Consider the following 7,321-nt stretch of genomic DNA (forward strand, 5'->3'; position numbering starts at 1 on the left):
GACCTTGCTGCGCTATGTGGCCTTGTACAACCACCAGTTGCCGCAGTCAGCGCTCAAGAGCAGTACGCCGATGCAGGCCATGAAACAGTGGTATCAGACGCACCCGCATCTTTTTCACAAGCGACCCTATGATCGTCCGGGATGTGACATCTATGGATCAGGAATTCCATTGAAGCAAGGGCTTGCCGCGATTCAGGCCGTGAGTAATGCGATATGGAAGGCAGAGAAACAGATATCGTAGAAGCCCGAGGTCTAATAAATTAGATATAGTGCTCGTCCTGATTTGCACTTCTATCGTCGAAAAACGAACTGCCGAACCGCATTTTCTCTTTCGGATTCTGGGCTAATCCAGGCTAGCAATATCAGCATTCCGACCATGCGAGCTGGTGAATTCGATAAGTCGTCTCTACCAACGGCACGAATAACTGCTGGGAGTGCAGAGCCAAACCACATCATCAGAGTTGTTGTGGCACGCTGAGACTTCAAGGTAGCGGTTACTATGTCTCGTTGCTTACTGTTTATGATGCCGCTACTCCAAGCCATGTGGATGGATTGGCTAATGAAAGCTACAGCCATCCGAGATTGTTGGAGCGGATTAGATACAGCTTCGTAGTTCGCAAGCCAGACATCGAAATCGAGCGTAGTTTGCTTGTCGTAGTGTCTTGATCTCCAAAGCCAAGCGACCACTAGCAAGCCCACAATACCAAGAAATATCTCCACCTGTCCCTCCTTTGACAATTAGATTCAGTTCCGCTGCCGTAGCGCTCAGCTGAAGACACAAAGCTCATGAATCATAGTCCAATGTGGACTATTCCAGTTTGGACTTGACGATTGCGGGACATGCCCGCGTCTGGTTCCGTCCATCATCCCCGCTATGCAGCACTTCAGGTGCACATGAGAGAAATGCGTGAGAGTGCAGGGCTAACGCAGGCCGATTTGGCTGCAGCCCTCAGAGTTGGGCAATCGTTCATCTCGAAAGTTGAACGTGGAGAGCGGTATGTGGACGTCACCTTTTACGTTGACTGGTGTCGTTCATGCCAACTTGATCCGCCGCAGGCCCTTGCTAAGTTGCTCCAGACAACACAATGGGACGCGAGTGCCCGCACAGGAGTCTGAGTGCTCTCATGGGCAGACTGGTCCGGAAATGTGGCGGTCGTTGCCCTATTCACCCCACATGTCGAGAGCCGCGAATGCCTTGGCAGAATCCTCCTGAATCCGATACACCGTTGCTCTAGTCAGGCCTAGCGTATTGGCAATGGTCTGCACGCTGTCTTTGGCTCCCAGCATACTTATTACGGACGTCAGCTGTGCACGGTCATAGCTGGGTTTCCTGCCCTTGAATGCACCGTTCGCCTTGGCATGGGCTATGCCAGCTTTTTGGGCCTCCTTAGTTGCTTCGGCTTGAGCTTGGGCGGTTGCCGCCATGAATGCGATCAAGGCATCTCTAACAGCCATCTGCGTGGGATCGGTAGTGCTTCCGTCGAACACCATCCGATTGATCACCGTCCTGATGATGACACCGCGTTTCAGAAACTCTCGAATGCTGTCTGTTACGTCGCTGTAGTTTCTACCCAGGCGATCAATCCAGCGAACCACCAGCGTATCCCCTTCTCTGAGGATGTCGTACAGCCGTCTACCTTCAGGGCGGTCTTTTAGATTTGTGAGTACACCCGACACACCTTCGTCGGCGAGCACCCTATCCAACCGGATGCCAAGCACTTCTTCTGCTTGAGTGCGTTGGTGTTCAATGGTTTGTTCTGAGGTTGAGACTCGGGCATACAGGATCGTTGCCATGAAGTTCTGTCCGTTGATGTGGTGACCGAACTGTAGTTTGTCCGTATGTGGTCTGTCAACCCTAACGGACGGATTCTGGCCGCTGGTCTACGTGTTCGCACAGGTATACCCATGCGGACATCTCACACATTCCTATCTCACACCCTCCCCGCTCCCTCAAGGGAGATGGCGAGCCTCATGTCCTGAATCTCTGCTGACGCATCTTCGCTTCTGTCCATTTCGGGAGCTTCTAAATGCCCCCTAATGAAATCAATCACTTACAAGGGGTTTGGGACTATGGAAGCGACATTGCGGACCTCCTGCAAACGAGACTCAGGAAGCGCTATAGGCGCTTGAGCCTTCTGATGGCGGCATACCCCTGCATCGATATAGATTAGGGGCTTACAGCACAGCTCTAGGCTGTTTGAAGGGGGTAAGGGGGTAAGGGGGGAGGATTGAACGTGCCATGGGGGACAGACCCGCTCGCATCGACACGGTAGATTGAGGCGCTAGTGCAGGTATCACCAGTAGGTTGCACCTGTTACGCCCTAAAGGTGACACATGAAAAAATTTCCATCTTCTAAATCATTGATTTATAAAGGAAATTCTACAAAATTGCAGTTCATGCCGAGCAGTTGGCACATGGCGGGAATTCCGTTTCTAGGGTGTCGTGTGGGGCGATAGATGATGCCTGAAGCCCGAACCGCTGATGGTGAACATCATCCCCAGCTCAGCGGGACTTGGCCTCGCGCAGTTGCCAGGCGGCCACCAAGGCCAGCAGGCACAGAAAAGTCAGCATCAAGAAGGTTTCGCCAAAGGCCGCGATGCGGGCAGGATTGCTGCCACCAGCGGCCAGCGAAGCGCCATGGGCAACCAGCCGCCATTCCAGGACGATGCCACACAGGCTCACGCCCGCAGCGCCGCCCAGCATGCGCAGGAAGCCAATGGCGCTGGAACCTTGGGAGATCAGCGACTTGTCCAGCGGCCGCATTGCCCCGAGGTTGAGCGAAGGCAGGATGAATCCGAGCCCGATGCGTCCCAGGATCGCAAAAGCCACCAGCATCCAGAGGGGCGAACCCAGGCCCACACACACCATGAGGCCAAAAGAAAGCGCCAGCAGGCCCAGCCCGGTGCTGACCAGAAAATGTGTGGGCTGGCGGTCTGCAAGCCGCCCCACAACGGCGATGGTGGCGGCCAGCACCAACCCGGCAGGCAGCATGAGCGTGCCCACATGCGAGGCTGACAATTCCAGCCCCAGCTGCATGAACACCGGCAGCAGATAGGTGGATCCGAACAGAGCCGTGCCATAGATGAAGGCCACCACGCTGCCCATCGCAAATTGCCGGTACTGGAACAGCCGCAGGTCCATCAAGGGCTTGCGGCCCTGGTGGATCAGGCGACGCTGCCAGGCAATGAATGCACCGACCGCGCAGGCTGCGCCCAGCAGCAGCGCGACGGCCTCGGCCATGGAGCCGCCATGCAGCGACACCAGCCCATTGAGCAGGCACAGCGTGCCCACCGTGCCCAGCAGCAGGCCGCGCCAGTCCAGCGGCTCGCCCTGGCGGTTGGCCTCTACCCCGCCGGGCGCCGTGACGGGCACAAACTTGTAGGCCAGCCAGATCGAGGCCAGGCACAGCGGCACGACCATGAAGAAGATGGAACGCCAGCCAAACCAGTCCACCAGCAGGCCCCCGACGCTGGGCCCGATCGCAGGTGCGAGCACGACCCCCATGCCAAAGATGCCGCTGGCGCGGCCTTGTTCATGCGGCTGGAAGGCGTAGAGGATGATGACGGCAGGAATGGGCTGCACGACACCGGCGGCCAGGCCCTCGGCGACCCGCGCAGCCAGCACCAGGCCAAAGTCCTGCGCCAGCCCGCCGCCCACGCCCCCCAGCAGCAACACCAGCATGGCACCCACATAGGTGGCGCGGTAGCCATAGCGCGACAGCAGCCAGGGCGTGGTGAGCATCGAGACCGTGGTGGCCACCATGAAGCCCGAGGTGACCCATTGGGCACGCTCCTGGCCCAGCGTGAAGTAGTGGCTCATGTCCGGGATGGCCACGTTCACGATGGTGGAGGACATGATCGACGCCATGGTCCCCACCATGACCGACAGCAAAAGCAGCCAGCGGTAGCGCTCGCCATAGCGCTCTCTCAGCACCGACAGGGAGCCGGGAGCGGCTGTCATGGGTGGATCACCGTGCGCAACGGGTGAAAAGGGCTAGACAAGGCAGGGATGCAATGCGGCCATGGGGTGTCTTCTGTCGCGCCACATGGCCAGGCCGTGCTTCAGGTCAGCTGCGTTCCAGCCACAGCTTGCCGCCGGTGGCCCAGTTTTCGCGCTTCACATCGGTGATCAGGATGTCCACCGACTCGGGCGAGCCGCCCAGGACCTCGACGCTCACGCGGGTGATCTCTTCCACCAGCTTGCGCTTTTGTTCGACCGTGCGGCCTTCCATCATTTCAACGTGGTACGTGGGCATATCAGACTCCTTCAGGGCGTATCGCCGCAAAAAGCGGAAATCATATCGACGCAGGCCCCGGTGGGCGTGCAAAGGGTTGCTGGGTGTTGCTGGAGGGCGTGCCGCAGGCCGGGCAGATGCAGGCCTTGCCGCGCTGTGCCTCGGGCACGGCGGCCAGGGCGGCAGGTGCGATGGGTTGGGTCATGCACCAGCAGCTTTCTGGCGGGCGGCCTGCGGCCATGGCGCATAGGTTGTGCCCGCCGCACAGCGGGCAGCAGGAGGGGCTGGAGAGGGACGGGGTGGACATGGTGCCGGGCCGGTGGCGGCGTGGGGCGACCAGTGTACGGCGATGTGCACGGGATGAAGCCGCCTCTCCACCGGGCTGCCCAACCAATTCTTGCCAGCGAGGCGAGGTTCCGTGCGCTGCGGTGCGCCGCAGCGAGCGGATGAGACAGAAATACCCATAAAAATAGCTGTTTGCGCGCGTTGGTATTGCGCAGGCAGCTATCAAATAAATAGCAATGGGCCGCGGTGCAGCGCGATGGCGCCACCGGGGCGCTCACCACGCGCCTCCGCAGGCGCCGTATCAGGCGGCTTGCGCGGCCTTCAGTTTCAAACGCCAGGCGTGCAGCAGTGGCTCGGTGTAGCCGCTGGGCTGCTCCATGCCCTTGAAGACCAGGTCACACGCTGCTTTGTAGGCCATGCTCGTGCCAAAGTTGCCTGCCATGGGCTGGTACAGCGGGTCGCCCGCGTTCTGGCCATCCACCACGGCCGCCATGCGCTCGAACGTGGCGCGCACTTGTGCCTCGGTCACCACGCCATGGTGCAGCCAGTTGGCCAGGTGCTGGCTGCTGATGCGCAGCGTGGCGCGGTCTTCCATCAGGCCCACGTTGTGGATGTCGGGCACCTTGGAGCAGCCCACGCCCTGGTCCACCCAGCGCACCACGTAGCCCAGGATGCCCTGCGCGTTGTTGTCCAGCTCCTGCTGCTTCTCGGCGTCGCTCCAGTTCGGGGCGGCGGCCACGGGCACGGTCAGCAGGCCGGTCAGCAGGTTGTCGCGCTCGGCGTTCACATCGGTCTTTTCCAGCTCGATCTGGATGTCGCTCACCTTCACCTGGTGGTAGTGCAGTGCGTGCAGCGTGGCGCCCGTGGGGCTGGGCACCCAGGCGGTGTTGGCGCCGGCCTTGGGGTGGGCGATCTTCTGCTTGAGCATCTCGGCCATCAGGTCGGGCATGGCCCACATGCCCTTGCCGATCTGCGCCTTGCCGCGCAGCCCGCAGGAGAGGCCCACGAGCACGTTGTTCTTCTCGTACGACTGGATCCAGGCGCTGGTTTTCATGTCGCCCTTGCGCACCATGGGGCCCGCGTGCATGGCGGTGTGCATTTCATCGCCCGTGCGGTCCAGGAAGCCGGTGTTGATGAACGCCACGCGGCTCGATGCGGCGGCGATACAGGCCTTGAGGTTGACCGAGGTGCGGCGCTCCTCGTCCATGATGCCCAGCTTCACCGTGCTGTCGGGCAGGCCCAGCAGCTTCTCGACGCGGCCGAACAGCTCGGCCGCAAAGCCCACTTCGGCGGGGCCGTGCATCTTGGGCTTGACGATGTAAACGCTGCCCTTGCGGCTGTTGCGAATACCGTTGGCACCGTGCCCTTGCAGGTCGTGCAGGGCAATGGCCGTGGTCACCACCGCATCCATGATGCCTTCAGGGATCTCGCGCTGCGTGCCTTGCGCATCGGTCCACAGGATGGCCGGGTTGGTCATCAGGTGGCCCACATTGCGCAGGAACATCAGCGAGCGGCCGTGCAGGCGCACTTCGCCGCCAGTGGGGCCGGTGTAAATGCGGTCGCCATTGAGCCCACGGGTGATCGTCTTGCCGCCCTTGGCAACCTGCTCGGTCAGCGTGGCCTGGATGATGCCCAGCCAGTTGCTGTAGCCCAGCACCTTGTCCTCGGCGTCCACGGCCGCCACGGAATCTTCCAGGTCGAGGATGGTGGACAGGGCGGCTTCCAGCACCAGGTCGCTCACGCCCGCTGCATCGCTTTGGCCGATGGGCGTGCTGCGATCGATCTGGATGTCCAGATGCAGGCCGTTGTGCTGCAGAAGCACCGACGAAGGCGCGGCGGCGTTGCCCTGGTAGCCCTTGAACTGCGATGCGTCCTTCAGGCCTGTGGTGCTGCCGTTGGCAAGCGACACCACCAGCTGGCCGCCCTCGACCTTGTAGCCCGTCGAATCCTTGTGCGAGCCGCTGGCCAGCGGTGCCGTGTCATCCAGCACCTGGCGTGCAAATGCGATCACCTTGGCGCCGCGCACGGGGTTATAGCCCTTGCCCTTTTCAGCTCCATCGGTTTCTGGAATGGCGTCCGTGCCATACAGCGCGTCATACAGGCTGCCCCAGCGCGCGTTGGCGGCGTTCAGCGCATAGCGCGCGTTCAGGATGGGCACCACCAGCTGTGGGCCGGCCTGCGTGGCCAGCTCGTCGTCCACGTTGGCGGTGGTGGCCTTCACATCGGCGGGCTGGGGCACCAGGTAGCCGATCTTTTCCAGAAAGCTGCGGTAGGCCACCATGTTCTGGATGGGGCCGGGGTTGGCCTTGTGCCAGGTGTCCAGCTCGGTCTGCAGGCGGTCGCGCTCGGCCAGCAGGGCGATGTTGCGCGGGGCCAGGTCGGCCACGATGGCGTCAAAACCTTTCCAGAACGCTTCGCCGCCCACGCCCGTGCCGGGCAGCACCTTGTCTTCGATAAAGCGGAACAGGGAGGTGGCCACTTGCAGGCCGTGGATGGGGGTGCGGTCGGTCATGGAAAAGCTCGCTGAAAAAAGAGGAAAAAAAGCCGCTACAGAGCGATGATGCACAGACTGTATTGCAAATATCTGCACACATAAATACGCTGAAAATCTCTAAACCAGTGACTTTTAAGCAAAAGTGGTGCGCGATGAGGTCTAGGGAAATCCTGCAAAACCTCGCGAGCAGTCTGATAGATGCAGATCAGTCATGGCATCCTCGCAAGCCATGAAGCAAAGCAGCCTTGAGCTGAACCTGAGCACCAAGAAGACCCGCAAGCAAGAGCTACTGGCCCAGATGGAATTG

The 7,321-nt window shown here is 60.5% G+C and carries 6 protein-coding genes and 1 pseudogene; 2 read left to right on the forward strand and 5 right to left on the reverse strand.

The window, feature by feature from the left end:
- A pseudogene (locus tag A1D30_RS26490) lies at window positions 1-241 on the forward strand (hypothetical protein); the annotation flags it as partial.
- 599 nt (window positions 242-840) lie between these two features.
- A complete protein-coding gene (locus A1D30_RS24880; protein WP_082836517.1) occupies window positions 841-1,116 on the forward strand; it encodes a helix-turn-helix transcriptional regulator in 276 nt (91 codons plus the stop codon).
- Window positions 1,117-1,161: 45 nt separating this feature from the next.
- On the opposite strand, the gene A1D30_RS18130 is transcribed toward A1D30_RS24880, so the two are convergent.
- From A1D30_RS18130 to A1D30_RS18150, 5 genes are all read right to left on the reverse strand, one after another.
- The gene (locus A1D30_RS18130; protein WP_063462129.1) at window positions 1,162-1,794 is read right to left on the reverse strand and encodes a recombinase family protein; all 633 of its coding nucleotides are present in this window, start codon (window positions 1,792-1,794) and stop codon (window positions 1,162-1,164) included.
- A gap of 709 nt (window positions 1,795-2,503) precedes the next feature.
- Complete coding sequence (locus A1D30_RS18135) at window positions 2,504-3,961, reverse strand: DHA2 family efflux MFS transporter permease subunit (protein ID WP_063462130.1); 1,458 nt, start codon at window positions 3,959-3,961, stop codon at window positions 2,504-2,506.
- Between the two features lie 106 nt (window positions 3,962-4,067).
- Window positions 4,068-4,256, reverse strand: coding sequence for a 4-oxalocrotonate tautomerase (locus tag A1D30_RS18140; RefSeq protein ID WP_063462131.1), 189 nt, complete (start codon window positions 4,254-4,256; stop codon window positions 4,068-4,070).
- Window positions 4,257-4,296: 40 nt separating this feature from the next.
- Window positions 4,297-4,542, reverse strand: a complete 246-nt coding sequence (locus A1D30_RS18145) for a cysteine-rich CWC family protein (RefSeq protein WP_063462132.1) — start codon at window positions 4,540-4,542, stop codon at window positions 4,297-4,299.
- A gap of 279 nt (window positions 4,543-4,821) precedes the next feature.
- Entirely contained in the window at window positions 4,822-7,032 is a 2,211-nt protein-coding gene (locus A1D30_RS18150; RefSeq protein WP_063462133.1) for a malate synthase G, read from the reverse strand.
- Window positions 7,033-7,321: the final 289 nt, after the last annotated feature.

The organism is Acidovorax sp. GW101-3H11 (assembly GCF_001633105.1).
GTDB lineage: Bacteria > Pseudomonadota > Gammaproteobacteria > Burkholderiales > Burkholderiaceae_C > Acidovorax.